This is a genomic window from Janthinobacterium sp. Mn2066 (assembly GCF_049319705.1).
GTDB lineage: Bacteria > Pseudomonadota > Gammaproteobacteria > Burkholderiales > Burkholderiaceae_D > Janthinobacterium.
The window spans coordinates 1-24,496 of sequence record NZ_JBMOUF010000007.1; the positions used below are offsets into that span (position 1 = coordinate 1).

Below are 24,496 nucleotides of genomic sequence, written 5' to 3' on the forward strand. Positions count from 1 at the left end.
CAGACGTTGATGCCGAGAAAGCTCAGCGAACTGTGCGAGCCATGCCTGCCATTGCGCTTGTTGCATGCTGATCTCCCGGTTTGACTGGTCTGATGAGTCAGACCTCAGCCTTGCAGGAAGATTCCCCTATTTATCGAGGACAGAGCCTTTTTTATGGCCGTATGAAGGGTGGTATTCGCATGATAAAGTTGTTCGATGCAAACATAAGGAGATGAGATGCGCGCAGAGAATACAGAGCAGCAACGGGTACGCATCCAGGGCGTGGTGACCCTGTCGCACGACTGGTATTTATTGCAGAAGACGACCTTTGATTATCTGCGCCGCGACGGCCAGTGGCAGACGCAGACGCGGGAAACCTATGACCGTGGCGATGGCGCCACCATCTTGCTGTACAACAAAATAAAGCGCACGGTGATCCTGATACGCCAGTTTCGTTTCCCGACGTATCGCGAGGGCCATGATGGTTTCCTGATCGAATCGGCCGCGGGCTTGCTGGAACAGGCCAGCCCGGAGCAGCGCATCCGTGCCGAAGTCGAGGAAGAAACGGGATATCAGGTAGGCCAGGTGCACAAGGTATTCGACGCCTTCATGAGTCCGGGTTCCGTGACGGAGCGTCTGCATTTCTTCGTGGCGGAATATGCGCCGTCGAGCCGGATCAGCGATGGCGGCGGCCTGCCACACGAGGGTGAAGATATCGAAGTGCTGGAGTTGCCGCTCGCGCAGGCACTGCAGATGGTGGCCGATGGCGACATCTGCGACGGCAAGACCATCATGCTGCTGCAACATGTGCAATTGCATTTGATGCCGGTCAAGCGTGGTCTGCAGATATTGATTGCTGGCCCATATCGCTCGGGCACGGGTGACGATCCGGCGTTGATGGCGGCCAATGTGGCGGCCATGGAAGCGGTCTGCCTGCCCTTGTATGCGCAAGGGCATTTGCCGGTACTCGGTGAATGGCTGGCCTTGCCCATGCTGGCGCTGGCCGGTTCGCGCCAGGTGGGGGATGTCGTGTATGAGGAATTGTTCCACGCGCATGCAACGCGCTTGCTCAGCCATTGCGACGCCGTGTTGCGGATCGGTGGTGCATCGGCTGGCGCAGACCAGATGGTGGCCGTGGCGCGCAGCCTGGGGCTGCCCGTGTATTGTTCGCTCGACGAGATAACACAGGCATAAAAAAAGCGAAGCCCGTGGGCTTCGCTTGGTGCATCAGGCTAATGGAGAATTAGCGCGATTTGACGAACGGGATACCGATCGCCTTCGGTGCGACCGACTTGGCCATCAAGCCTGCCAGCACGATCACGGTGACGACATAGGGCACCATCTGGATCAGCGAGCCGGGGATGCGGCCCACGACCGGCAAGTCCACGCCTTCGATCTGGATCTGGATGGCGCTGAAGAAGCCGAACATCAGGCAGCCGAGGAAGGTGTACACAGGGCGCCAGTTGCCGAATACCATCGCCGTCAGGGCCAGGTAGCCGGCGCCGGCCGACATGTCGCGCAGGAAGAAGCCGCTTTGCACGATGGCCAGGTAGGCGCCCGAGAACGAGCACAGGATGCCGGCCACCAGCATGGCCATGTAGCGGGTCGCTTCCACGCTGATACCGGCCGAGTCGGCCGCATGCGGGTTTTCACCGCAGGCGCGCAGGCGCAGGCCAAAACGCGTGTGGTACAGCAGCCAGTGCACCAGCGGGATCAGCAGGAACGCCAGGTAGACCAGGATGGAGTGGCCGCCGATCAGGTGGGCGTAGACCCAGCCGATGAACGGGATGTGTTCCACATACTGGGTGCCCGGCAAGACTACGTCGAACAGGCGCGCATTGCCCAGGTCGGGCGTGCGGCCGCCTTGCTGGAAGAAAAATTGCGCCAGCACAAAGGTCAGTCCGCTCATGGCGATGTTGATCGCCATGCCGGCCACCAGCTGGTTGCCCTTTTGCGTGATGCTGACATACGCTTGCAGCAGCGCCAGCGCCACGCACACCAGCATGCCGACGGCCATGCCGTAGTATGGGTTTTGCGTGGTGTAGGCCACGGCCGCCGAAGCAAACGCGCTGGCCAGGATCTTGCCTTCCAGGCCGATGTCGATCATGCCGCTGCGTTCGGCGAACAGGCCGGCCATGGCGGCGAAGATCAGCACCGGCGCATTGCGCACGGTCGATACCAGGATGCTGGCGAAATGAAAGTCGTCGAGTGTCATGGTGTTAGCCTTTGATGCGCTTGAGCAGGGCGGAAATCGCCGGGGCGTAGAAGTTTTCCATCGCGCCGCAGAACAGGATGATCAAGCCCTGGATAAAGATGAAAGTTTCCGTCGGGATATTCGGTTTTTCCAGCGACAGGTCGAAGCCGCCCTGGATCAGCGCGCCGAACAGCACGGCCGACAAAAAGATGCCGACCGGGTGCTGGCGGCCCATCAGGGCAATCGCGATACCGACGAAGCCGGCGCCGCCGACGAAGTTCAGCGACAGGTAATGGGTCGAACCCATCACGGAATTGACGGAACCCAGGCCTGCCAGCGCGCCCGAGATCAGCATCACGATGATGATCATCTTGCTGATCGACACGCCCGCATAGTGGGCCGCGTGCTTGTTCAAGCCAGTGGCGCGCAGCTTGAAGCCCCACGAGGAACGCGAGACCATCACGCCGTAGATGACCAGTGCCACGATCGCCAGCAGGAAGCTGATGTTCAGCGGCGTGTCGCCCAGCGACGGGAACCAGGTATTGAGCAGCGGCATGGCGCCGGCGTCCGAGAACACGCGGCTGGCCGTGTTCTGCTCGCCTGGCGGGATCAGGTACTTCACGATCACGAAGTTCATCAGGCTGGCGGCGATGAAGTTGAACATGATGGTGGTGACCACGATGTGGCTGCCGCGCTTGGCTTGCAGATAACCGGGCAGGAAGCCCCACAGCGCGCCGAACAGGGCGGCGCCAATCATGGCCACGGGAATCAAAGCCCAGGCGGGCAGCGTATGGTCGAAGGCCAGCATGGCCACCGTCAAGCCCAGGCCGCCGATATACATCTGGCCTTCGCTGCCGATATTGAACAGGCCAGCCTGCATCGCCACCGAGACCGACAGGCCCGTGAAGATAAAGGTGCTGGCGTAGAACAGCGTGTAGCTCAGGCCTTCCGGATTGAGCACGGCGCTGTGGAGCAGGATGGACAGCGATTCGAGCGGGTCTTCACCCAGCAGATGAATCACCAGTGCTGCGACCAGCAAGGCCGACAGCAGGTTTAACATGGGCATGACAAAGGCTGTCGCCCAGCGTGGCAAGTCGTTATTCATGATTTATGCATTCCCCCCATCAAGAGACCGATGCGGGTGGTATCGAATTCTTCAATTTTCAGTTCGCCAGTGATGCGTCCGCCGCACATGACTAGGATACGGTCGGCCAGCGCCCGTACTTCTTCCAGTTCGACCGACACCAGCAGGATGGCCACGCCGCTATCGCGCAGGGCCAGCAATTGTCGGTGGATGCTTTCTATCGTGCCGATATCGACGCCACGCGTCGGCTGACCCACCAGCATCAGTTTCGGCTGCGCCAGCACTTCGCGCGCGATCACCACTTTTTGCTGGTTGCCGCCCGACAGCAGGCCGATACGCAGATCCGGGTTGGCCGGACGCACGTCAAAGGTTTTCAGCAGTTCCGCGCAGCGCGCACCGATGGCCTTGAAGTTGAACAGGCCCCAGCGGTTTTTCAAGCTGTCCTGATAACCGAGGATGGTGTTGTGCATGACGGAGAAACTTTTTACTACGCCGTCGCGCAAGCGGTCTTCCGGAATATGGGCGATGCCCAGCTTGCGGAAAGTCAATGGCAAGCCGTCGGCGTCGGTGCGCTTGCCAAACGGCAAGTCCTTGTCCAGGAAACGCAGCTTGCCCGAGGTCGGCAAACGCATGCCCGAGAGGATTTCCAGCAGTTCGCTCTGGCCATTGCCCGACACCCCCGCGATGGCGACGATTTCGCCGGCGCGCAAATTGAAGCCGATATCGGCCAGCAGTTTTACCTGTTGATCATCAGCCAGTTGCAGGTCGGCGACTTCCAGCACCGTGGCGCCCGGATTGTAGGGCGCGCGCGGCAAATGGCTCTGGATAGGACGGCCCACCATCATATTGGCAAGCTCTTCCTTCGACGTGCCCGCCGTAGGAACGGCGCCGACCACCGTGCCGCCGCGCATGACGGTGACGTTATCGGTGATTTCCAGGATCTCTTGCAGCTTGTGCGTGATCAGGATGATGGTCTTGCCCTGTTCCTTGAACAGGCGCAGGATTTCAAACAGCGAGGCCGTTTCCTGCGCCGTCAGCACGGCCGTCGGCTCGTCGAGGATCAGGATATTGGCGCTGCGGTAAATCTGTTTGAGGATTTCCACGCGCTGCTGCGCACCGACCGACAAGTCTTCGATCTTGCTGAGCGGGTCCACGTCGAGGCGGTAGCGCTCGCAAATCTCGCGCAGCTTGGCTTCCGCTTCGGCGCGGTGGCTGGCCAAACGGAAACCGCCTTCCGTGCCCAGCATGATATTGTCGAGGACGGTGAAGTTTTCGACCAGCATGAAATGCTGGTGCACCATGCCGATGCCGAGGTTGATCGCTTCCTGGCTGTTGCGGATCGGCTGTACTTTTCCGTCGAGCAGGATCTCTCCGCCATCGGCACGGTAATATCCGTACAGGATACTCATCAAGGTCGATTTGCCGGCGCCATTTTCCCCCACCAGGCCATGGATGCTGCCCTTGGCGATGGAAAAATTGACGTTGGTGTTCGCCTTCACATGTCCAAAATGCTTGGAAATGCTGCGAAATTCTACTGCTGGCTGCATAGGTTCATAAAGGATAGTTTCATGGAAACGCGCCGCGCGGGGACCAGCCCCGGCGGCGCGCTTAGTGATGAAGAGTGAGTTTAGACCGGGCAGCTGCTGCCGACGCGGTAGTCGATCACTTTGACCTTGCCATCGATAATATCTTTACGCGCACCCAACACGCGCTTCTCGATTTCCGGCGTAATCAGCTTGCGGTTGTTCGCGTCGAGCGCCCAATCCACGCCGCCTTCTTTCAAGCCTTTGGAAACCACGCCACCTTTCCAGGTGCCGTTCTTGACTTCCATGAAGCTGTCATAGACGGTGTTGTCGACCCGCTTGACCATCGAGGTCAGGATGGTGCCTGGATACAGATGGTTCTGGTTCGAATCGACGCCGATGGCCAGCTTGCCTTTTTCCTTGGCCATTTGCAAGGTGCCCAGGCCGCTGCCGCCAGCAACGGCGAAAATCACGTCGACGCCGCGCTCGAATTGCGAGCGGGCCAGTTCGCCGCCCTTGGCCGGGTCATTCCAGGCGCCGGCCGTGGTGCCGACCATGTTTTGCGTAATTTCAGCTTTTGGATTGACCGACTTGGCGCCTTGCGCGTAACCGCAGGCGAAGTTGCGGATCAAGGGAATGTCGATGCCGCCGATAAAGCCGACTTTTTTGCTTTTGCTGGCCATGGCTGCTGCCACGCCCACCAGATAGGAGCCTTCTTCTTCCTTGAACAGCACCGAGTTGACGTTGGCGCCCGTGGCCTGGCCGTCGATCAGCACGAATTTCACGTTAGGAAATTCCTTGGCGACTTTTTGCACAGCTTGTGTCTGGGAAAAACCGATCGAGGCGATCATGTCGAGTTTTTTGCGCGCCAGGCCACGCAATACTTGCTCGGCTTGGGTATCGCTGGACGCCTGCACTTCGATGAACGAGATGCCGGTATCTTTCTTGAAGCGCTCTGCGCCTTCGAAAGCGGATTGGTTGAACGACTTGTCGAACTTGCCGCCCGCGTCATACACGATACCCAGTTTAGGGGTAGCCGCGGACGCTTGAGCAGCCAGCAACGCGGCTGCGATCGTCAAACTAAATTGTGTAAGTTTCATGAATTGGCTCCTGGAAGACCGATATTGTATATTTTTTATAGGGGAAACATCTAATGTGGGGCCGATTTAAGCTGTTTTTCATACACAAGGAAATGATTCCTTATCAACATTGCACCGTATCAGGCAAGAACATTGCAGCTCCAGCATGGTTTTATATCTACAGTGTGATGCTCATGCAACAGTCGCCCGCGTCTCTTTTATGGTTACAACATCGTATCGGTCGCCGGAACTGGCTGAAAGGCAAAAGCAGCACCGGCGCCGTGATGGGCGTCCAGACCACTATGCATCATGCCAGATATGTATGACAAATACGTTTTTATTTATGGATTTATATGTATCACGTATAAATCATCAAGCCAGGATCAGGCGGCAGGCGGATTCAGGATATTCAGGAAGGCACGCACCACGGGCGCATCATCGAGCGTGGTGTAGCTGATATACAGGTTGGCGGACGGGGGATTGGTCTTGATCGGTAAAAAGACCACGCCGGGCCAGCCGATGCGGCTGGTGGTTTCCGGCACCAGGGTCACGCCCAGGCCGGCGCCCACCATGGCCAGCAGGGTTTGCGGTTCGCTTGCTTCCTGGAAAATCACCGGTTCGAAGCCGGCGTTCACGCAGCATTGCACCAGGTAGCGGGGAAAGGCCGACTTGTCCAGGTTGAGGGTCAGCAGCGGTTCGTTGGCGATGTCGATCAGCTCGATGGCGGTCTGTTTCGCCAATGGATGATGTTCATTGATGGCCACGCAGACGTTTTCGCGGAAGCACAGTTCCTGGCGCAGATTGTCGTGGCGCAAGTCATCATCGTTGAGTTTGGGTTCGCGCCAGAAACCGACGTCGATCTGCTTGGCGCGCAGCGCTTCGTATTGGGCAGTGGGGCCGGACTCATGCAAAGTCCAGGTCACGCGGGGGAATTTGGTCTGGAATTCTTCCAGCAGGCTGGGGATGGGACCCCACATGGCCGAGCCGACGATGCCGACGCGCAAGCGGCCCACTTCGCCACGGTCGATCTGGCGGATGGTGTCGATGGTCATGCGCATCTTGGCCAGCAAGTCGGACGCTTCATTCATCAGCGCCTTGCCCGCCACGGTCAGCTCGAAGGTGCGGGTGGTGCGCGCAAACAGGCGCACGCCCAGTTCGCTTTCCAGTTTCATGATCTGCTGGCTCAGGGGCGGCTGCGAGATGTGCAGGCGCTCCGCTGCGCGGCTGAAGCTTTTCTCTTCAGCCACGGCGAGAAAATACTTTAACTGTTTCAGATCGATGGACATGCTTTCCTTGGCGTTGCTGGAGGCTAGGGAAGGGCGCGCCAGTGCTGGGAGTCCGGCGCGTCTTGTTACCGTCCTATTATCGTGCCAGCACCGCCGGCATGGCAATGGCTAATGCCGTACCGACCTTGGCATTGTGCTTGACCAGCGCGATATTGGTCGCCAGGCTGCGGCCATCCGTCAATTGCTTGATGCGTGCCAGCAAGAACGGCGTGACCTGCTTGCCTTTCACGCCGCCGGCGTCGGCTTCCTGCAACGCTTGTGCCGTGATGGCGTCGATTTCTTCCTTCGGCATGGCTTGCGCGGCGGGCACGGGATTGCTGACCACCACGCCGCCTTTCAGGCCCAGCTGCCATTTGGTGGCGATGAAGGCAGCCTGTTCGGCGGCGGTATCGAGGCGGAAATCGGCCTTGAAGCCGCTTTCGCGCGTGAAGAAGGCAGGAAAACCTTCCTGGCCCACGCTGATCACCGGCACGCCATGCGTTTCCAGGTATTCCAGGGTCAGGCCGATATCGAGGATCGATTTCACGCCTGCGCAGACGACGGCGACCGAGGTGTGCGCCAGCTCCTGCAAGTCGGCGGAAATGTCGAAGCTGGTTTCCGCGCCACGGTGTACGCCGCCGATGCCGCCCGTGACGAACACGGCAATGCCGGCCAGTTCGGCGCAGATCATGGTGGCGGCCACGGTGGTGGCGCCCAGCTTGCCTTGCGACAGCACAAACGGCAAGTCGCGGCGGCTGACTTTCATGGCGTCGGGCGAGGTGCCCAGCAATTCCAGCTGTTCCGGCGACAGACCCACGCAGATCTTGCCGTCGATGATGGCGATGGTGGCCGGTACGGCGCCGCCGTCGCGGATGATCTGTTCCACTTCGCGCGCCATTTCCACGTTTTGCGGGTAGGGCATGCCGTGCGAAATGATGGTCGATTCCAGCGCCACGATGGCTTTGCCGGCCGCGCGCGCGTCCAGCACTTCTTGCGAAAACGAGAGGAAGCTATTCAGTTGTGTCATGGTTCAGTCCTGTTGGAAAAGGGTAGGGGGAGGGGGCGCCAGGTCGGCGTCGTCGATATCGTCCAGCGCATCGGCCGAGATCAGCGGCGATACGGTGGCGTCGGATTCCAGGGTCATGGCGGCCAGCTTCAAGCCGCGCCGGCACGCCAGTTTCAAATCGTTGCTGTCGTGATACAGCGACCAGCAGACGGCGGCCGAGAAAGCGTCGCCGGCGCCTGTCACGTCGACGGCGTCGACTTCGCGCGCGGCCAGGTGGGCAATCGGGGCGTCCAGGGTGTCGCCATCCGTAAAATACACGCCTTCGCCGCCGCAGGTGACGATCACCTGGCGCGCGCCCTGGCGTTGCACTTCGCGGCAGGCGGCGCGCAGGTCGGCCGCCGTGGGCAAGGCCCGCGCCACGCGCGTTTCCAGTTCGCCACGGTTCAATATCAGCAGGCGCAAGCCCGTCAGGTCTCGTGGCAAATGGGCCATCTTCGGCTGCGAGACGGCGACGATCACCAGCGGCGCGGCATGGCCATCGGCATTGCGTGCGTCGGCCAGCAGGGTCGCCACGCTGTCGTGCCCCAGGTTCAGATCGCACACGGTCAGGGCGGCGGCAGCGCGCTGCGGCTGGCGGCTGTGCAAAAAGGCCGGCGTCAGCTCTTCATACAGTTGCATGTTCGCCATGGCCAGCAGCATTTCTCCATGCTCGTCGAGCACGGCGGTATAAGTGCCGCTGCCGGTATTACTTAAATGCAAGCTACCGCGCATATCGATGCCCGCTTCCTCTGCATGGGTTTGCAGGGCGTGGCCGGCCGCGTCGTCGCCCAGCGCCGTCAGCAAGGCGACGGGGATGGACAGGCGGGCCAGGTTTTCGGCGATGTTGCGGCCCACGCCGCCAAACACTTCTTCCGAGCGCACGGGATTCGAGGTGCCCATCTGCAAGGTGGCCAGGGTACGCATCTTGCGGTCCAGGTTCGCCGCGCCGATGCACAGCACGGGGCGGCTGTCGGGCAGCACATAGGCCCTGCCCAGCAGGCGGCGTTCGCGGATCAGGCCCGCGATATGGCCGGCCACGGCGGAGCGCGACAAGCCCAGTTCGCTCGCCAGGTCTTGCTGCGAAATGAAGGGATTGCCGCGTATCAGGGCATACAGCTGGTCTTTTTTTGAAATATCGGTCACGGCGGTCATCAGTTGAAAACAATTGTTTGAAACTTTAAACATTTGTCTTGATGCTGTCAATCGCTGTGTGAAGCCGTTGGCAGGCGGGATCATGCTTGCACTATAATATTGGCCATTTATATGTGTTTGATATAAATGCGCAAAAAAAATGGTATTTGCCATACATAATCGCCTGATGCATAGTGGCGTCCATGGCATTTTAGGCATTTCAGTAGCGCATTTTCAGCGAACACCCTCAGACACGCCTGTATCGCCGATCAGCGGGCATAACAGCGCCGCAGACCGACGAACATCTAACCATTACCTTATTCCAGCAGAGGATCACCATGTCGAACAACGCCCCTTTCCACGCCGCCGAAATCATCCGTGCCCGCGCCCCTGAAAACTTCAAGCCGCGCGTGGCGATGATCCTCGGTTCCGGCCTGGGCGTACTGGCCGAGCAAATGACGGATGCCGTCAGCATCAGCTTTGACGAATTGCCAGGTTTCCCGATCAGCACCGTGCACGGCCACGCCGGCGAATTGGTGATCGGCACCCTGTCGGGCGTCGCCGTCGTCTGCATGAAAGGCCGCGGCCATTTCTACGAAGGCTACGGCATGGGCGTGATGACGAGCGCCATCCGCACCCTGAAACTGCTGGGCTGCGAAATGCTGTTCGTGACCAACGCCGCCGGCTCCCTGCGCCCCGAAGTAGACGCTGGCAGCCTGGTCGCCATCAGCGACCATATCAACCTGTTGCCAGGCACGCCGATGGTCGGCCCGAACGATGAGCGTTTCGGCCCACGCTTCTTCAGCATGGCCAACGCCTACGATGCCGACCTGCGCAACCTGGTGAAGGAAACGGCTGCATCGAACGGCATCACTCTGCACGAAGGCGTGTTTGTCGCCTACCCTGGCCCGAACTTTGAAACGGCTGCCGAGATCCGCATGATGTCGCGCCTGGGCGCCGACACGGTCGGCATGTCGGTGGTGCCGGAAGTGGTGTCGGCCCGTCATTGCGACCTGAAAGTGGTGGGCGTGTCCGTCATCACCAACCTGGCCGAAGGCCTGTCGCCATTCGCTCTGTCGCACGAACAAACCCTGAAATACGCGGCCATCGGCGCGAAAGACCTGGTGACCCTGATCCTGGCTTTCCTGGCCAAAGTGGCTGAAAAACCGCAAGCCTAAGCACACCTGTCAAAACCTACTGCGCGTAGCGATTTGCGGCTTGCGATGCTCACTGTGCCAAAGCACAGCTGCGCTTCTCGGCCACAACTCACTTTCGCTCGCTACGGTTTTGTCAGGCGTGTAACTGCTTTATTTTTTAAGCACCAGCAGCAGCGCCACTCACCGGCGCTGCCGCGCGGCAGGCCGGGGAAATCCGGCCTACACTGACCGCATCATCTTTGCATCATTCCATAAAGCGAGCCTTATCATGTCACGCGCATTTATCCTCCTGCTTGATTCCTTCGGCCTTGGCGCGACGCCAGACGCCGCCAAGTATGGCGACGCAGGCGCCAATACCCTTGGCCATATTGCCAGCACTGTCGCCAAAAGCGGCAAGACCTTGAAACTGCCTGTCATGGAAAGCCTGGGCCTGGGCGCTGCCGCGCATCTGGCCAGCGGCGAATGGCCTGCCGGCTTCGACCAGCGCGACGGTTTTACCGGTGCCTACGGCGCCGCGCGCGAACGTTCGACCGGCAAGGATACGCAGAGCGGCCACTGGGAAATCGCCGGCGTGCCCGTCGAATTCGACTGGGGCTACTTCCCCCGCACCACGCCTTCGTTCCCGGCCGACCTGACCGACAAGCTCAAGGCGCTGGCCGGCGTGCCCGGTTTCCTCGGCGACTGCCACGCTTCCGGCACCGACATCATCAACAAGCATGGCGATGAACACGTCGCCACCGGCAAACTGATTATCTACACCTCGGGCGACTCGGTGATGCAGATCGCCGCGCACGAAGAATCGTTCGGCCTCGAGCGCCTGTACGAAGTGTGCGAAATGGCTTTCAAGCTGGTCGAGCCGTACAACATCGGCCGCGTCATCGCCCGCCCGTTCACCGGCAGCAACGGCAATTACACGCGCACCAGCAACCGTCACGATTACGCCGTCGCACCACCGGCCCCGACCCTGCTCGATCACGTCAAAAACGCGGGCGGCGAAGTCGTCGGCCTGGGCAAGATCAGCGACATTTTCGCTACCCAGGGTATCTCGCGCGTGGTCAAGGGCGTCGACAATATGGCCCTGTTCGAAGCGCTGCTGAAAACGGCCGATGAAGTGCAGGACAAGTCGCTCACTTTTGTGAATTTCGTCGATTTCGACCAGGCATTCGGCCACCGCCGCAACGTCGAAGGTTATGCCGATGCGCTGCGCGAAATGGATGCTCGCCTGCCGGAATTCATCGCCAAGCTGAAAGAGGGCGACCTGGTGGTGATCACCGCCGACCATGGCTGCGACCCGACCTGGCACGGTTCCGACCACACGCGCGAACATATCCCGATGATTTTCTTCGGCCCTGGTCTCGCCCCCCGCTCGCTGGGCATTTCCGAGACCTTCTCCGATATCGGCCAGACTCTCGCCAAGCACCTTGGCGTACCACCACTTGCAAATGGAAGCAGTTTGTTATGACACTTATGCACCCCGACTTCAAGCGTAACGAAGCCATCGGCCTCGACCTGGGCTGGATCAACCAGATCCGCGTGAACCGCGCCGCCACGGACCGCCGCGCGGCCAGCCTGGCGAATCGCCGCACGGTGAAAAAGGAATACCAGGCCGCCTGGCTGGTGAAAGCCATCCAGGTGATCGACCTGACTACCCTGGGCGGCGACGATACGCCGGGCCGCGTCGAGCGCCTGTGCATGAAAGCCATGCGCCCGCTGCGCGCCGACCTGATGGCCGCGCTGGGCTTGACGGAACTGAGCACCGGCGCCGTGTGCGTGTACCACGAGATGATCAAGCCTGCCGTGCAGGTGATCCAGGGACGCTTGCCGATCGCCGCCGTGTCGACCGGTTTCCCGGCTGGCCTGACCAGCATGGAAACCAAACTGCGCGAGATCGAATTGTCGGTTGCCGCAGGCGCCACCGAAATCGATATCGTCATCACGCGCCAGCACGTCCTGAGCGGCAACTGGCAAGTGCTGTACGACGAAATGCTGGCCTACCGCAAGGCTTGCGGCGAAGCGCACGTGAAGGCGATTCTGGCCACGGGCGACTTGCTGACCCTGGAAAACGTGGCCAAGGCCTCGTGGGTGTGCATGATGGCGGGCGCTGATTTCATCAAGACCTCCACCGGTAAGGAGGGCGTGAACGCCACCATTCCCGTGGGCCTGACGATGGTGCGCACGATCCGCGAATACCACGAGCAGACGGGTTTCCAGGTGGGCTTCAAGCCCGCTGGCGGCGTCAGCTCGGCCAAGAGCGCGCTGCAGTACCTGACCCTGATGAAGGAAGAACTGGGCAATGAATGGCTGCAGCCGCACCTGTTCCGCATCGGCGCTTCCAGCCTGCTGACCGACATCGAACGCCAACTCGAGCACTACGTCACCGGCAGCTACTCGGCGAATCATCGTCACGCACAACCTTAAAGAATAATCGTCATGCCTACAATTAACGAGATCCTCACGACTATGGACTACGGCCCCGCACCCGAAAGTCAAAAAGAAGCGCTGGCCTGGCTGGACGGCCATCAGCGCAAATTTGGCCTGTTCATCGACAATGCCTGGAGCGAGCCGGCCGACCTGTTTGCCTCGACCAATCCTGCCGATGGCGTGCAACTGGCCGAACTGACGCAGGCGTCGGACGCCGACGTGGAGCGCGCAGTGGAAGCGGCCCGCCGCGCGCTGCCCGTCTGGCAAGGCATGGGAGGCCATGGCCGCGCGAAAGTCATGTACGCGCTGGCCCGCTTGCTGCAAAAGCACTCGCGCCTGTTCGCCGTGCTCGAAACCCTGGACAATGGCAAAACCATCCGCGAAACGCGCGATATCGATTTGCCGCTGGCGGCCCGCCATTTCTACCATCACGCCGGCTGGGCGCAGTTGCAATCGGAAGAATTCGCCGACTACCGCGCCGTGGGCGTGGTGGGCCAGATCGTGCCGTGGAATTTCCCGCTGCTGATGCTGTCGTGGAAAATCGCTCCGGCCCTGGCGGCCGGTAACACCGTCGTTTTCAAACCCGCCGAATTCACGTCCCTGACGGCCATGCTGTTTGCCGAGTTGTGCCTGCAGGCGGGCGTGCCGGCCGGCGTGGTCAATATCGTCACCGGTGACGGCCGCGTGGGCAGCGCCATCGTCAACCATCCGGGTGTCGACAAGATCGCCTTCACGGGGTCGACCGAAGTGGGCCGCTTGATCCGCGAGGCGACAGCTGGCAGCGGCAAGAAGCTGTCGCTGGAACTGGGCGGCAAATCGCCTTTCATCGTGTTTGAAGATGCAGACCTGGATGGCGCCGTGGAAGGCCTGGTCGATTCGATCTGGTTCAACCAGGGACAAGTCTGCTGCGCCGGTTCGCGTTTGCTGGTGCAGGAATCGATACAGGAGCGTTTCCTGAACAAGCTGCGCGCGCGCATGGAAAACCTGCGCCTGGGTTCGCCACTGGACAAGTCGATGGACGTGGGCGCGCTGGTCGATCCGGTACAGCGCCAGCGCATCGCCGCACTGGTCGATTCGGCCCGTGCCGAAGGCTGCGACGTATGGCAACCGGCCTGCGAGATTCCAGCCGACGGTTCCTGGTTCCCGCCGACCCTGATCACGGGCGCCTCGACCTCGGCTGCCGTGGCGCAGGCTGAAATCTTTGGCCCGGTGCTGGTCGCCATGAGCTTCCGCACCCCGCCTGAAGCGGTGCAACTGGCGAACAACACGGTGTACGGCCTGGCCGCCAGCGTGTGGACCGAGTCGATCAGCCTGGCGTTGGACATCGCCCCGGCCATCAAGGCTGGCGTGGTGTGGATCAATAGCGCCAACCAGTTCGACGCCGCTTGCGGCTTCGGCGGCTACCGCGAATCGGGCTTTGGCCGTGAAGGCGGCCGCGAAGGCATGCTGGAATATATGACGGCCCTGGCCGAAGATGCGCGCCCGGCCGCGCCGGTGGTGGAAGTGAAGGCAAAGGCCGCGACCAAGCCGGTGGCCGCCGATCCGTTCGCGATCGACCGCACGGCCAAGATGTATATCGGCGGCAAACAGGCGCGCCCTGACGGCGCTTACAGCACGCCCGTATTCGGCGCCAATGGCGCCCTGTTGGCCGAGGTGGGCGTGGGTAGCCGCAAGGATATCCGCAACGCCGTCGAGGCAGCCCATAAAGCCTCTGGCTGGACCAGCGCCACCGCGCACAACCGCGCGCAAGTGCTGTACTACATCGCTGAAAACCTGGCTGCCCGCGCGGATGAATTCGCCGCCCGCATCGCCGCCATGACCGGCAATAAAAACCCTGAGAAGGAAGTGCAGGCGTCGATCGAACGTCTGTTTTACTACGCCGCCTGGGCCGACAAGTACGACGGCCTGGCGCACCAGCCGCCGACCAAGGGCATCACGGTGGCGCTGAACGAAGCGGTCGGCGTGATCGGCATCGTCTGCCCGAACGAAGCGCCTTTGCTGGGTTTCATTTCGCTGGTGGCGCCTGCCATTGCGCTGGGCAACCGCGTGGTGGTGGTGCCGTCGGAAGCGCACCCGCTGTCCGCGCTGGACCTGTACCAGGTGTTCGATACGTCCGACCTGCCCGGTGGCGTGGTCAACATCATCAGCGGCAATGCCGATGAACTGGCGCGCACCCTGGCCACCCACGCCGATATCGACGCCGTCTGGCGCCACGATGGCTCGGCCGAGGGTTGCGCCGAAGTCGAGCGCCTGTCGGCCGGCACGCTGAAGCGCACCTGGGTCAGTGGCGCCAAGGGCCGCGACTGGTACAGCGCAGCCCAGAGCGGCGGCCGCGCCGTGCTGGCGCATGCCTCGCAAGTGAAAAACGTCTGGATACCTTACGGCGTCTAAGCGGTAGACAATTAGTTTCGCAAAGCTGGGGTCAGTCCTGTCAGGTCTGGCCCCAAACCTATTTTTATTGGAGTTATTCCATGTTTTTAACCCAAGAAATCATCCGCAAAAAACGCGACAAGGGCGTCTTGAGCGCAGAGGAAATCCAGTTTTTCGTGCGTGGCATTACTGACGGCAGCGTCAGCGAAGGCCAGATCGCGGCGCTGGCCATGGCGGTCTTTTTCAATGACATGAACATGGACGAGCGCGTCGCATTCACGCTGGCCATGCGCGATTCCGGCGAGGTGCTGGACTGGCGCTCGCTGAACCTGCCGGGCCCGGTGGTTGACAAGCATTCGACGGGCGGCGTGGGCGACGTGGTTTCCCTGCTGCTGGGCCCCATGATTGCCGCCTGCGGCGGCTACGTGCCGATGATCTCGGGCCGTGGCCTGGGCCACACGGGCGGCACGCTCGACAAGTTCGATGCGATTCCCGGCTATTGCACGGTGCCGGACAATGAGTTGTTCCGCAAGGTGGTGAAGGAAGTCGGCGTGGCCATCATCGGCCAGACGGCCCAGCTGGCGCCTTCCGACAAGCGTTTCTACAGCATCCGCGACGTCACGGCGACGGTGGAATCGGTGGCCATGATCACCGGCTCCATCCTGTCGAAAAAACTGTCGGCCGGCCTGGATGCGCTGGTGATGGATGTGAAAGTGGGGACGGGCGCCTTCATGCCGACCTACGACAAATCGGTGGAACTGGCCGAAAGTATCGTCACCGTCGGCAATGGCGCGGGCATGCAAACCTCGGCCATCCTGACGGACATGAACGAATCGCTGGCGCCTTACGCAGGCAATGCGCTGGAAGTGCGCGGCGCCATGGATTATTTGACGGGCCGTTCGCGTCCCGCGCGCCTGCACGAAGTCACGCTGGCGCTGTGCGCCGAGATGCTGGTGCTGGGTGGCGTGGTCACCACGGAAGAAGAGGCGTGTGCCAAGCTCGAAGCGGTGCTCGCTTCCGGTGAAGCAGCCGAGCGCTTTGCGCGCATGGTCACCGCCCTGGGCGGTCCGGCCGATCTGATCGAGAATCCGGACAAGCACCTGGAAAAAGCACCGGTCGTGGTGCCCGCGCCAGCGCTCAGCGCGGGTTTTGCCAATGTGCGCGATTGCCGCGGCATCGGCCTGGCCGTCGTCGCACTGGGCGGTGGCCGCCGCCGCCCGACGGACGCCATCGACTTTGCCGTCGGCCTGACGGAACTGGTCGAACTGGGCCAGCCAGTGGCCGCCGGCCAGCCGCTGGCCATGGTGCATGCGCGTACGCAGGAAGCAGCTGAGCAGGCGGTGAAGGAAATCCAGGCGGCGTATGAGATCAGCCCGGTGGCGCTGACGGCCAATCCGGTGATTTACCGTACGATACGCCCGTAAAGTAGCCATGGGGTCAGACCCGCCGGGTCTGCCCCCCCGATTTAGACGAGACAAAAAAATGAACAAACAAGAACTGATCGCCGAAGCCAACGCCGGCCGCGAACTGGCGTATGCGCCGTATTCGCGCTTTAAAGTTGGTGCGGCGTTGTTGTGCAAGGATGGCCGCGTGTTCCGTGGCTGTAATGTGGAGAACGCGGCGTATGGCCTGTGCAACTGCGCCGAGCGCACGGCATTTTTCAGCGCCGTCGCGCATGGCTGCAAGCCGGGCGACTTTGCCATGCTGGCTGTCACGGGCGATACTGCCGAACCGATCTCGCCGTGCGGCGCCTGCCGCCAGGTGATTTTCGAACTGGGGGGCAAGGATTTGCCGGTGGTGCTGACCAATGTGAAAAACGACGTCATGGAAGTGACGGCGGGCTGGTTGCTGCCGCATGGTTTCGGCAATTCCGACCTGGACATGCAGCGCTAGGACCATCTTGAACAAGACGATCGATATCCAGGCCGCCGTGGCCATCGCGGCAGCCGAAGCCATGGCCGCCAAGACGCAGGGCACGTTCGGCGTGGGCGGCGTCTTGCTCGATGGCGCAGGCAATGTGCTGCAATCGATGCACAACAATGTCGTGCGCCAGGGCCTGGTATTCGATCCGACCGCGCATGGCGAACGCCAGCTGGTCGACTGGTATTTTGCGGAACGGGCCAAGGGCACGCCCTTGCCGCCACCGTGCGAACTGACCATCGTCACCTCGCTGGACCCGTGCTGCATGTGCACGGGCGCCATCCTGGAAGCGGGCTTCAATGTAGTGGTGGCGGCGCCCGACGCCAAGGCCGGCATCAATTACGATGGCGCGGCCAGTTTCACGGCCTTGCCACAGCCGCTGCAGGAACTGGCGGGCAAGCGCTTTGCCTATCCCAGCGTGCGTGGCGCCACCGAATATGCGCGCCCGCCTTCGGGCGCCGCACCCAGGTCTTTTTTTATCGGCAAAAGCATCCATGAAGCGACGCAGGCTTTGTGCTCGCTGGTGTTCGAGTCCACCTCGGCCGAGGTGATGCGCCTGCTGCATGCGGGCGATGATGCGGCCCTGCTGGACCCGGCCAGCTTGCCGCCCGAGCACGTGGTGGTGCGCGCCTTGCGCCGCCGTTATCCCGATGCGCTCACTTACCGCTGCGCGCCGCACGCGCCCGACGCGGGCCTGGCGCCGTTTTTACAGGCGGCCATGGAGCAGGACAAACGCGACGGCGGCCAGGGCGATGCGGCCGCCTTGCTCGACGCCTTCGGCAATCTGCTGTTATGCATGCCGGGCCAGCTGGCCAGTTCCGTGATCCGCACGCCGTTCATGGAATGCACGCGCCAGTACGCGCAGCTGCGTTATGAATTGATGGCGGCCGCTGACGCCCCGCTGCAAGATGCAATCAAGCGCTATCTGGGCCATCCCAAGCATGGCACGTTCGTGCTGGCCATCGGCCCGGATGCGGGCGCCGCCAGTTTCATGACCCTGGGGGCGTATGGTTCGACCATGGAAGGGGCGCTGCCGGAGAATAATCCGGCGCAATTCCAGTATGTGCGGCCCAGCATGCCGCAAACGGAATTGCTGGCGCTGTGCCGCGCCATGCCTCCGCTCTACCGCAACATCATCCAGGTGCGTCCCACGCAGGTAGCGGACCGCGCGCTGGTGGCTGCCATCGGATAGGTAGTTTGCGTTTCAGGCATCGTCATCGGGTAAATTCTTCAGTAAAAAGTCGCGCACATTTTCACCGGCGATGCGGCGTATCTGGACCTCCGATAATCCCGCGTCCAGCAGCGCCTGCGTCAGGGCTGGCAAGCCGGCTGCATCGATGGCGGTAGTGACGGCGCCGTCGAAGTCCGAGCCATAGGCCACGTGTTCCACGCCGATCAGTTTGACGGTGTAGCCGATGGCGCGTGCGATGGCTGCCACATCCTGGCCGCAGACGGCGGTGCTCCAGAAACCGATGCCCACCAGGCCGCCCTGGGCGGCGATCTTTTTCAGCTGCGCATCGGACAGGTTGCGGCCATTGTCGCAAGTGCCGCGCACGCCCGTGTGCGAGACGATCATGGGCCGCGTGGCCAGGCTCAATACGTCGTCGATGGTGGCCGGCGAGGCATGCGCCAGGTCGACGATCATCTTGCGCTGTTCCATGGCGCGCAGCCATTGCTTGCCCAGCGGCGTCAAGCCGCCCTGGCGCAAGCCATGCGCCGAGCCGCCGATCTCCGTGTCGAAAAAATGCGTGGGCGCGATCATGCGGTAGCCGGCGCGGTACAGCACATCGAGATTATCGAGCTTGCCTTCCAGCGCGTGGGCGCCTTCCAGTGTCAGCCAACCTGCCACCAGGTCCGGCGTGGCTTCGCGCGCGGCGATAAATTGTTGTAGCTGGGCGCGGCTGCCGATCACCCTGACCTGGCCATTGCTGCGGCTGGCCAGTTGATGCAGTTCCTGCGCCTGGTAAGTGGCGCGCGCGAGCAAACTGGTCCAGGTGGCGGGCGGCAGGCGCTGTGCGATCACCAGCGCCGTGATGTTGTCGCTATCGCTGCCATTGTGGTCGATATTCATATGGCGCGGCGTCTTGGTCACCGCCGAAAACGCTTGCAGCGCCACGTTGCCCTGAGTCAGGCGGGGGAAGTCGATATGGCCGCGCCCGTTGGCCTGGTTCAGGTTGCGCTGCCACAGCAGGCTGTCCGCATGCAGGTCGGCGATCCACAGGCGCTGATGCAGGGCCAGCGCCTGTTGCGAGACAGGCCGGGACGACGGTGGATACACCTTGTTGAGCGACTGGTCGACCAGGATAGGTGCAGCCAGGACGCCGCCGACCAGCAGCAGGCCGATGGCGCTGGCGCCGATGAAGATGGTTTTGCGTTTTACCATGGATCGTAGGTTCCCAGGCTCCAGACGTGGCCTTCCGGATCGCGGCAGGTAAAGCCGCGTCCGCCGTAGTCTTCATCCTTGATGTCGAGCACGATTTCGGCGCCCGCGTCGAGGGCGCGCCGGTAGACCTGATCGGCGTCCTCGACGACCAGGTAGCAGCCTTGCGTGTTCGCCTTGTCGATTTCGTTTGGCTGTTTCATCAGCCGGCCATATTCGCTGTCGACCACGGAACCGAGCATGATCATGCCATTGCCAAAACTCAGTTGCGCATGGGCGATGCCGCCATTGTTATCGGGTACGACTAATTGTTTTTCAAACCCGAAGGCCTGGCAGAGCCAGTCGATTGCCGCCGGTGCGTCGTGATAGCGCACGCAAGGAATGGTGGTTGCCCGGGTAGCTTTTGCGGTATTGGACATGCGGGAACTCCTGTGACAGGGAAGGGAGTAACTTCGATCATGCACGCCGCGCAGCGTTCAGTATCTGCGCGCTCCATGCTGATGGAGTTGATGCCTGTCATGATCGTGCTCAAGTGTTTAAACTATAAGCCACACACAGCCCCGTCACAAGCAGTCTTCCTGCTTATTCGTGCTTGCCCGGCTGTTCCGCCGCGGCGGTTTTTTTATCCCAGCCGGAACCGCCCATGTTGCTGGCCCATTTCAGCAGCAGGAAGATGGCGAACAGGGTGATCACCAGCGGCAGGAGGGTGATGATGAAGGCCAGGCCGATGGCGCAGGCCAGCAGCATGGGCCAGGGCATGGCGCTCACGGCGTCGAACCCCTGGCGCGCATAGCGGCACAGGTCTTGCCAGAAGGCCGAGAAGGAATGGCTGCCAGGTGCCGAGTTGATGTCTTTCATGCTGCTCTCCTGTGATCGTCGATGTGCCTGCCGCGCTTGCGGCCTGGCGATGACTGCACTGTAGCGTGGTCATCGCGCTGGCACACCGGGTCTGCGACGAATGGAGGATTTGGCGGCATCAACGGCGGTATGCCACGACAAACTGTTATTCAAACACCTTCAGCTTGAGCTGAAAACTGAGCGCGCCATACAGCCGGTCCTTGTAGGACGGCACGATGGCGATATTCACGCCCACGCGCTGGTATTCATAGCTGACGGTGGGAATCAGGGCCGGGAACCAGCCGCCATCGCGCATCTTCGGGTAGCCGTTGAAACCGCCGACCACGGCGCCCAGGCGCAGCGGACCCATCTGGATAGGCTGGTAGTACACGCCCAGGTAGTTCGAATACGCGCGGTCGCTATTGTAGAAGCGGCCAGCGGTCGCCGAGGCCACGGTGGAAAAACGGTATTCGGCGCCCAGGCCGGGATTGCTGTCGTTCAGGTTCTTGTCGCGCTGGAAGTGATACGAGTAAAACCCCGCATTGAGCCAGGTTTCACTGAGCGGCTTGTTTTCTATGACGTTAAAGACGTCTGCTTGCGCGCCGCAGGCATAAGCCAGCAGCAAGGCGCCAAATGACCATCGTTTCATTGCACTTTTTATCCTTAAATTACCCGCTTGGGAGTTGCGGCTGATGCCATTGCTGGCGCTGGCGCGATCGTATCATCAAGTTCGCCCGAGATCGAAACACTATATCAGTTGCCGATGAGAATGATATTACGCCACCGATGGTTCCGTTTGTTGCCGTCTATAAATAAGTTAAAGGTGGGCAAGTGAAAATGATTCTCATAATGCAACATAGTTTCAATTTTTATTATGAGAGTGGTAGTTTTGAGACATATCAAGCTCAGCAGTTATGATATTCTCCGTATAACTTAATTTTCAATTTGGAAACAAAATGTCAACGATGTCCAAAGCACCACTGTTACTCTTGCTGTCTACCGTGTTTGTTGCCGGTGCTGCCCAGGCAGCAGTCGTCGATCTGGGCATCGGCGGCGCCAACCTGTATTCCCTGAATAATTTCACCGCCAATAGCAGCGACGTGGAAGGCGCCGTGCTGGTCGGCGGCAACCTGACCGCATCGAGCTATTCGATCAACCAGAACAACAAGGATGCATATGGCACGAACGGCTATTCCTTGGTGGTTGGCGGCAACCTGAACTACAGCTCCGGTTCGATCAAGAATGGCAGCTATTACGTGGGCGGCAGCACCTCGACCAGCAGCGTGGGCTTCAATAATGCGACCAGGTCGGATACGTCGCCCGTATCGTTCGCTGCCACCTCGGCCCAGCTGAAAAGCACCTCGACCTCCTTGTCGACAGTCGCTGCCACCGGCACCAGCAACGTGCAGTACGGCGGCATGACCCTGACTGGCGGTAGTGGCACGGGCGGTGTGCAAGTGTTCAACCTGACGTCGTCCGCCCTGAATTCTGTGAACTACTTCAATTTCAGCAACCTCAATGCGAACGACACGCTGATCCTCAACATCAGCGGCAGCAATGTGAATTTGAGCGGCGGCTATGGCAACTTCAGCCAGTACAACGTGCTGTACAACTTCTACGAAGCGCAAAACATCACGCTCAACGGCGTGGGCCTGTATGGCAGCATCCTGGCGCCACTGGCGACCGTTTCTGGCGGCAATGGCCAGATCAATGGCAATGTCGTGGTAGGTAACTGGGACTCGAATATCCAGGTCAATTCCAACCATTACTTCACGCCGACCAATGTGGCCGGCCTGGTGTCGGCCGTGCCGGAACCGGAAACCTACGCCATGCTGCTGGCAGGCCTGGGACTGGTCGGCTTCATGGCGCGCCGCCGTCAAAACAAGGTCGCCTGATTCGCGGGCTTGGCTGAAGAAACCGCCGTCATGGCGGTTTTTTTTTCACCCTGAAGGGCTGCAGATTCGTCAGATCGCCACTGCCGCCAGCACCATTTGCACGACCAGCGCTTCGGCGTCATCAAAATCCTGCTGTGTGAGTTCCTTGCGGTCCAGCACGAGTGTCATCTGCGCCGAAAAATCCGCATACGATTGCGTCATGGCCCAGATGGCGAACATCAGGTGCGTGGCGTTGACGGGCGCGATCTTGCCCGCCTTGCTCCACGCTTCAAACATGGCGATATCCTTGCGCAGCAGGGGCACGACACGTTCGCGTATCTGCGCGCCATACAGGGGTGCACCATTGATCACTTCCAGTGCATACACGCGCGAGGCCCATGGCTGTTCGCGTGAAAAGCGCAGCTTGGCGGCGATGTAGGCGCGCAGCATATCCTGCGGCGCATGCTTGCCCTCGCCATCGGCCGCACTGGCAAGCTTGTCCATGCGCGCCAGCCAGTCGTCGAGTACGTCGTCCAGCACCCGCTGGTACAACTGCTGCTTGGTCGGGAAGTAGTACATCAGGTTCTGCTTCGACATGCCCGCCCGTTCGGCGATGGTGGCGATCGAGGCGCCTTCGTAGCCGCTTTCCGCAAACACGCGCACGGCCTGTTCCAGGACGTCCGCTTCCAGGCGGTCGCGGTTTTGCAGACGCCGGCCGCTGGCGCTTTTGATTGGCGTGATGACAGGTTTTTCGCTATCCATGGTGTCTCGCTAGCGGGGGCGGATCGATTGCAGGAACGCCTGCAGCACGGGCGTGTCGGTGTAAGCCACGTTGAAACGGAACCACACCGTTTCGGGCGGACGCAGCATGAAAAATTCATTCGGCGACAGCAATATGCCTGCCTTTAATGCCATGTCGGCCACCAGCCTGCCATTCCATTCCGGCGTCTGGATGTCGGGCCAGCCGGCGCTGACGAACATGCCGCCACGGGGCCGCGCCACGGGCGCCATGCCTGCCTGCGCCAGGCTATCGATGCTGCGCTCGCGGGCGTCGCCGAGCTGGGAGATCAAGCGTTCGACCATGCGCTTGTACGGCCGGGCAGAGACGGCGTGATAGGCGGCGCGCTCGTTGATTTCCGAGGTCGTCAAGCCGGTCAGCATCTTCACGCGCACCAGTTCAGCCAATAGCGAAGGCGAGGCGCAGATCGAGCCCACGCGCAGCACCGGCGACAGGGTCTTGGAAAAGCTGCCCACGCGGATCACGCGGCGCAAGCCATCCATGGCGGCCAGCGAGGCGTCGCCGCGCGCCGCCAGTTCACGGTAGATATCGTCTTCCACCAGCCAGAAATCGAATTGTTCGGCCAGTGCCAGCAAGCGGTGCGCCTGCGCCTGCGACAGCGAGGTGCCCAGCGGATTTTGCAGCACCGTGTTGACGAACATCAGCTTGGGCTGGCTGCGTGCCGCATCAAGCGCCAGCGCATCGAGATCGAGCCCCGCCTCGCCGCGCTTGATGCCAACGGGGATGCAGCCGTGGTGGCGTATCAGCGACAGCAGGTTGCTGTAGCCAGGATCTTCCACCAGTACCGTATCGCCCGGCTTGGTCAGGCTGCGCAAGATCAAATCGAATGCATGCGTGGCGCCGTGCGTCAGCAGGATCTGGTCCGCCTCCACCTGGAACAGTTCTTCCGACAGGGTGCTGGCCAGGTGCTGGCGCAGCGAAGGAAAACCCAGCGGATGGCCATAACCGCGCAGGCGGCTGGCGGGTATGCGCATGGCCTGGCGCACGGCGTCGAGCACGGTCGCCTCGCCATACATTTCCGGCGGCAGCCAGCCTGTGCCCACGGGCAGCGCTTCCGATACGCCGGAATACAGGTCTGGCGTAAGGGCGTCGATGGCGGCCGGGCTGCTTTGTACGGCGGTTTGTGGCGAGCTGGCCAGATCATGGCGCGCCACAAAGTAGCCGGAACCGCGCCGCGACGACAGCAGGCCCAGGTTGACCAGGCGGTCATACGATTCGACGACGGTAAAGGTGGAGACGCCATTGCATTTGGCAAACTGGCGTACGGACGGCATTTTGGTGCCGATGCGCAAGGCGCGGCTGCCTACCATCACGCTGACGGCAATCACGATCTGCTCGACCAGCCCGCCTTTCCTGTGGCGGCCGATATCGAGCACGGGCCAGCCGCTCACGTTGCAGGATGGCTCTTCCATGTTGTCACTGTGCTTCACCGGTGGCT

At 61.2% G+C, this 24,496-nt stretch carries 21 protein-coding genes and 1 pseudogene; 9 read left to right on the forward strand and 13 right to left on the reverse strand.

Annotated features, from left to right (window positions below; translation table 11 throughout):
• Positions 1–216: 216 nt before the first annotated feature.
• Positions 217–801, forward strand: a pseudogene (locus ACL9RI_RS14575) (NUDIX domain-containing protein); the annotation flags it as partial.
• Positions 802–1,222: 421 nt separating this feature from the next.
• Here ACL9RI_RS14575 and ACL9RI_RS14580 read toward each other — a convergent pair.
• The 7 genes from ACL9RI_RS14580 to ACL9RI_RS14610 form a co-directional block, all read right to left on the reverse strand.
• Complete coding sequence (locus tag ACL9RI_RS14580; RefSeq protein WP_183681095.1) at positions 1,223–2,194, reverse strand: ABC transporter permease; 972 nt, start codon at positions 2,192–2,194, stop codon at positions 1,223–1,225.
• Positions 2,195–2,198: 4 nt separating this feature from the next.
• A complete protein-coding gene (locus tag ACL9RI_RS14585; protein ID WP_422727247.1) occupies positions 2,199–3,278 on the reverse strand; it encodes an ABC transporter permease in 1,080 nt (359 codons plus the stop codon).
• The gene (locus ACL9RI_RS14590; protein ID WP_422727248.1) at positions 3,275–4,804 is read right to left on the reverse strand and encodes an ABC transporter ATP-binding protein; all 1,530 of its coding nucleotides are present in this window, start codon (positions 4,802–4,804) and stop codon (positions 3,275–3,277) included. The genes ACL9RI_RS14585 and ACL9RI_RS14590 overlap by 4 nt, the downstream gene beginning before the upstream one ends.
• Before the next feature lie 80 nt (positions 4,805–4,884).
• Positions 4,885–5,880, reverse strand: coding sequence for a BMP family lipoprotein (locus ACL9RI_RS14595; protein ID WP_422727249.1), 996 nt, complete (start codon positions 5,878–5,880; stop codon positions 4,885–4,887).
• A 362-nt stretch (positions 5,881–6,242) separates the two neighbouring features.
• On the reverse strand, positions 6,243–7,145 hold the full coding sequence (locus ACL9RI_RS14600) for a LysR family transcriptional regulator (protein WP_422727250.1): 903 nt from the start codon (positions 7,143–7,145) through the stop codon (positions 6,243–6,245).
• Between the two features lie 76 nt (positions 7,146–7,221).
• A complete protein-coding gene (locus tag ACL9RI_RS14605) occupies positions 7,222–8,151 on the reverse strand; it encodes a pseudouridine-5'-phosphate glycosidase (protein ID WP_422727251.1) in 930 nt (309 codons plus the stop codon).
• 3 nt (positions 8,152–8,154) lie between these two features.
• Positions 8,155–9,312: a carbohydrate kinase gene (locus ACL9RI_RS14610; protein ID WP_422727252.1), complete on the reverse strand. Its 1,158-nt coding sequence runs from the start codon at positions 9,310–9,312 to the stop codon at positions 8,155–8,157.
• Between the two features lie 326 nt (positions 9,313–9,638).
• Between ACL9RI_RS14610 and xapA the strand changes: the two genes are divergently transcribed.
• From xapA to ACL9RI_RS14645, 7 genes are all read left to right on the forward strand, one after another.
• Positions 9,639–10,478, forward strand: a complete 840-nt coding sequence (gene xapA / locus ACL9RI_RS14615) for a xanthosine phosphorylase (RefSeq protein ID WP_422727253.1) — start codon at positions 9,639–9,641, stop codon at positions 10,476–10,478.
• Between the two features lie 247 nt (positions 10,479–10,725).
• The gene (locus tag ACL9RI_RS14620) at positions 10,726–11,919 is read left to right on the forward strand and encodes a phosphopentomutase (RefSeq protein ID WP_422727254.1); all 1,194 of its coding nucleotides are present in this window, start codon (positions 10,726–10,728) and stop codon (positions 11,917–11,919) included.
• A complete protein-coding gene (gene deoC / locus ACL9RI_RS14625; protein WP_422727255.1) occupies positions 11,916–12,875 on the forward strand; it encodes a deoxyribose-phosphate aldolase in 960 nt (319 codons plus the stop codon). Before ACL9RI_RS14620 ends, deoC begins: the two co-directional genes overlap by 4 nt.
• 12 nt (positions 12,876–12,887) lie before the next feature.
• Positions 12,888–15,269 (forward strand): aldehyde dehydrogenase family protein, encoded by a 2,382-nt coding sequence (locus tag ACL9RI_RS14630; RefSeq protein WP_422727256.1) that lies wholly within the window; start codon positions 12,888–12,890, stop codon positions 15,267–15,269.
• 80 nt (positions 15,270–15,349) lie between these two features.
• Positions 15,350–16,672 (forward strand): thymidine phosphorylase, encoded by a 1,323-nt coding sequence (deoA, locus tag ACL9RI_RS14635; RefSeq protein WP_422727257.1) that lies wholly within the window; start codon positions 15,350–15,352, stop codon positions 16,670–16,672.
• A gap of 58 nt (positions 16,673–16,730) precedes the next feature.
• A complete protein-coding gene (locus tag ACL9RI_RS14640; protein WP_422727258.1) occupies positions 16,731–17,141 on the forward strand; it encodes a cytidine deaminase in 411 nt (136 codons plus the stop codon).
• A gap of 7 nt (positions 17,142–17,148) precedes the next feature.
• Positions 17,149–18,360 carry a nucleoside deaminase gene (locus tag ACL9RI_RS14645; RefSeq protein ID WP_422727259.1) on the forward strand — a complete coding sequence of 404 codons (1,212 nt, stop codon included), beginning with the start codon at positions 17,149–17,151 and terminating at the stop codon, positions 18,358–18,360.
• A 12-nt stretch (positions 18,361–18,372) separates the two neighbouring features.
• On the opposite strand, the gene ACL9RI_RS14650 is transcribed toward ACL9RI_RS14645, so the two are convergent.
• The 4 genes from ACL9RI_RS14650 to ACL9RI_RS14665 form a co-directional block, all read right to left on the reverse strand.
• Positions 18,373–19,551, reverse strand: a complete 1,179-nt coding sequence (locus ACL9RI_RS14650; protein ID WP_422727260.1) for a dipeptidase — start codon at positions 19,549–19,551, stop codon at positions 18,373–18,375.
• Positions 19,545–19,967: a VOC family protein gene (locus ACL9RI_RS14655; RefSeq protein ID WP_422727261.1), complete on the reverse strand. Its 423-nt coding sequence runs from the start codon at positions 19,965–19,967 to the stop codon at positions 19,545–19,547. Before ACL9RI_RS14655 ends, ACL9RI_RS14650 begins: the two co-directional genes overlap by 7 nt.
• A 163-nt stretch (positions 19,968–20,130) precedes the next feature.
• Entirely contained in the window at positions 20,131–20,406 is a 276-nt protein-coding gene (locus ACL9RI_RS14660; RefSeq protein WP_422727262.1) for a hypothetical protein, read from the reverse strand.
• A 145-nt stretch (positions 20,407–20,551) separates the two neighbouring features.
• Complete coding sequence (locus ACL9RI_RS14665; RefSeq protein WP_422727263.1) at positions 20,552–21,034, reverse strand: hypothetical protein; 483 nt, start codon at positions 21,032–21,034, stop codon at positions 20,552–20,554.
• Between the two features lie 307 nt (positions 21,035–21,341).
• On the opposite strand from ACL9RI_RS14665, the gene ACL9RI_RS14670 reads away from it, so the two are divergent.
• Positions 21,342–22,280 carry a choice-of-anchor A family protein gene (locus ACL9RI_RS14670; RefSeq protein WP_422727264.1) on the forward strand — a complete coding sequence of 313 codons (939 nt, stop codon included), beginning with the start codon at positions 21,342–21,344 and terminating at the stop codon, positions 22,278–22,280.
• Positions 22,281–22,349: 69 nt separating this feature from the next.
• Here the strand turns inward: ACL9RI_RS14670 and ACL9RI_RS14675 are convergent, their stop codons facing one another.
• The gene (locus ACL9RI_RS14675; RefSeq protein WP_422727265.1) at positions 22,350–23,021 is read right to left on the reverse strand and encodes a TetR/AcrR family transcriptional regulator; all 672 of its coding nucleotides are present in this window, start codon (positions 23,019–23,021) and stop codon (positions 22,350–22,352) included.
• Positions 23,022–23,030: 9 nt separating this feature from the next.
• The gene (locus ACL9RI_RS14680) at positions 23,031–24,470 is read right to left on the reverse strand and encodes a PLP-dependent aminotransferase family protein (protein WP_422727556.1); all 1,440 of its coding nucleotides are present in this window, start codon (positions 24,468–24,470) and stop codon (positions 23,031–23,033) included.
• Positions 24,471–24,496: the final 26 nt, after the last annotated feature.

Coding starts and splice junctions, on each gene's coding strand:
- deoC (WP_422727255.1), top strand. CDS start 11,916: ATGACACTTATGCACCCCGACTTCAAGCGTAACGAAGCCATCGGCCTC.
- ACL9RI_RS14580 (WP_183681095.1), bottom strand. CDS start 2,194: ATGACACTCGACGACTTTCATTTCGCCAGCATCCTGGTATCGACCGTG.
- ACL9RI_RS14585 (WP_422727247.1), bottom strand. CDS start 3,278: ATGAATAACGACTTGCCACGCTGGGCGACAGCCTTTGTCATGCCCATG.
- ACL9RI_RS14660 (WP_422727262.1), bottom strand. CDS start 20,406: ATGAAAGACATCAACTCGGCACCTGGCAGCCATTCCTTCTCGGCCTTC.
- ACL9RI_RS14680 (WP_422727556.1), bottom strand. CDS start 24,470: ATGGAAGAGCCATCCTGCAACGTGAGCGGCTGGCCCGTGCTCGATATC.
- ACL9RI_RS14630 (WP_422727256.1), top strand. CDS start 12,888: ATGCCTACAATTAACGAGATCCTCACGACTATGGACTACGGCCCCGCA.
- ACL9RI_RS14600 (WP_422727250.1), bottom strand. CDS start 7,145: ATGTCCATCGATCTGAAACAGTTAAAGTATTTTCTCGCCGTGGCTGAA.
- ACL9RI_RS14595 (WP_422727249.1), bottom strand. CDS start 5,880: ATGAAACTTACACAATTTAGTTTGACGATCGCAGCCGCGTTGCTGGCT.
- xapA (WP_422727253.1), top strand. CDS start 9,639: ATGTCGAACAACGCCCCTTTCCACGCCGCCGAAATCATCCGTGCCCGC.
- deoA (WP_422727257.1), top strand. CDS start 15,350: ATGTTTTTAACCCAAGAAATCATCCGCAAAAAACGCGACAAGGGCGTC.
- ACL9RI_RS14620 (WP_422727254.1), top strand. CDS start 10,726: ATGTCACGCGCATTTATCCTCCTGCTTGATTCCTTCGGCCTTGGCGCG.
- ACL9RI_RS14590 (WP_422727248.1), bottom strand. CDS start 4,804: ATGCAGCCAGCAGTAGAATTTCGCAGCATTTCCAAGCATTTTGGACAT.
- ACL9RI_RS14675 (WP_422727265.1), bottom strand. CDS start 23,021: ATGGATAGCGAAAAACCTGTCATCACGCCAATCAAAAGCGCCAGCGGC.
- ACL9RI_RS14670 (WP_422727264.1), top strand. CDS start 21,342: ATGTCAACGATGTCCAAAGCACCACTGTTACTCTTGCTGTCTACCGTG.
- ACL9RI_RS14665 (WP_422727263.1), bottom strand. CDS start 21,034: ATGAAACGATGGTCATTTGGCGCCTTGCTGCTGGCTTATGCCTGCGGC.
- ACL9RI_RS14655 (WP_422727261.1), bottom strand. CDS start 19,967: ATGTCCAATACCGCAAAAGCTACCCGGGCAACCACCATTCCTTGCGTG.
- ACL9RI_RS14605 (WP_422727251.1), bottom strand. CDS start 8,151: ATGACACAACTGAATAGCTTCCTCTCGTTTTCGCAAGAAGTGCTGGAC.
- ACL9RI_RS14640 (WP_422727258.1), top strand. CDS start 16,731: ATGAACAAACAAGAACTGATCGCCGAAGCCAACGCCGGCCGCGAACTG.
- ACL9RI_RS14650 (WP_422727260.1), bottom strand. CDS start 19,551: ATGGTAAAACGCAAAACCATCTTCATCGGCGCCAGCGCCATCGGCCTG.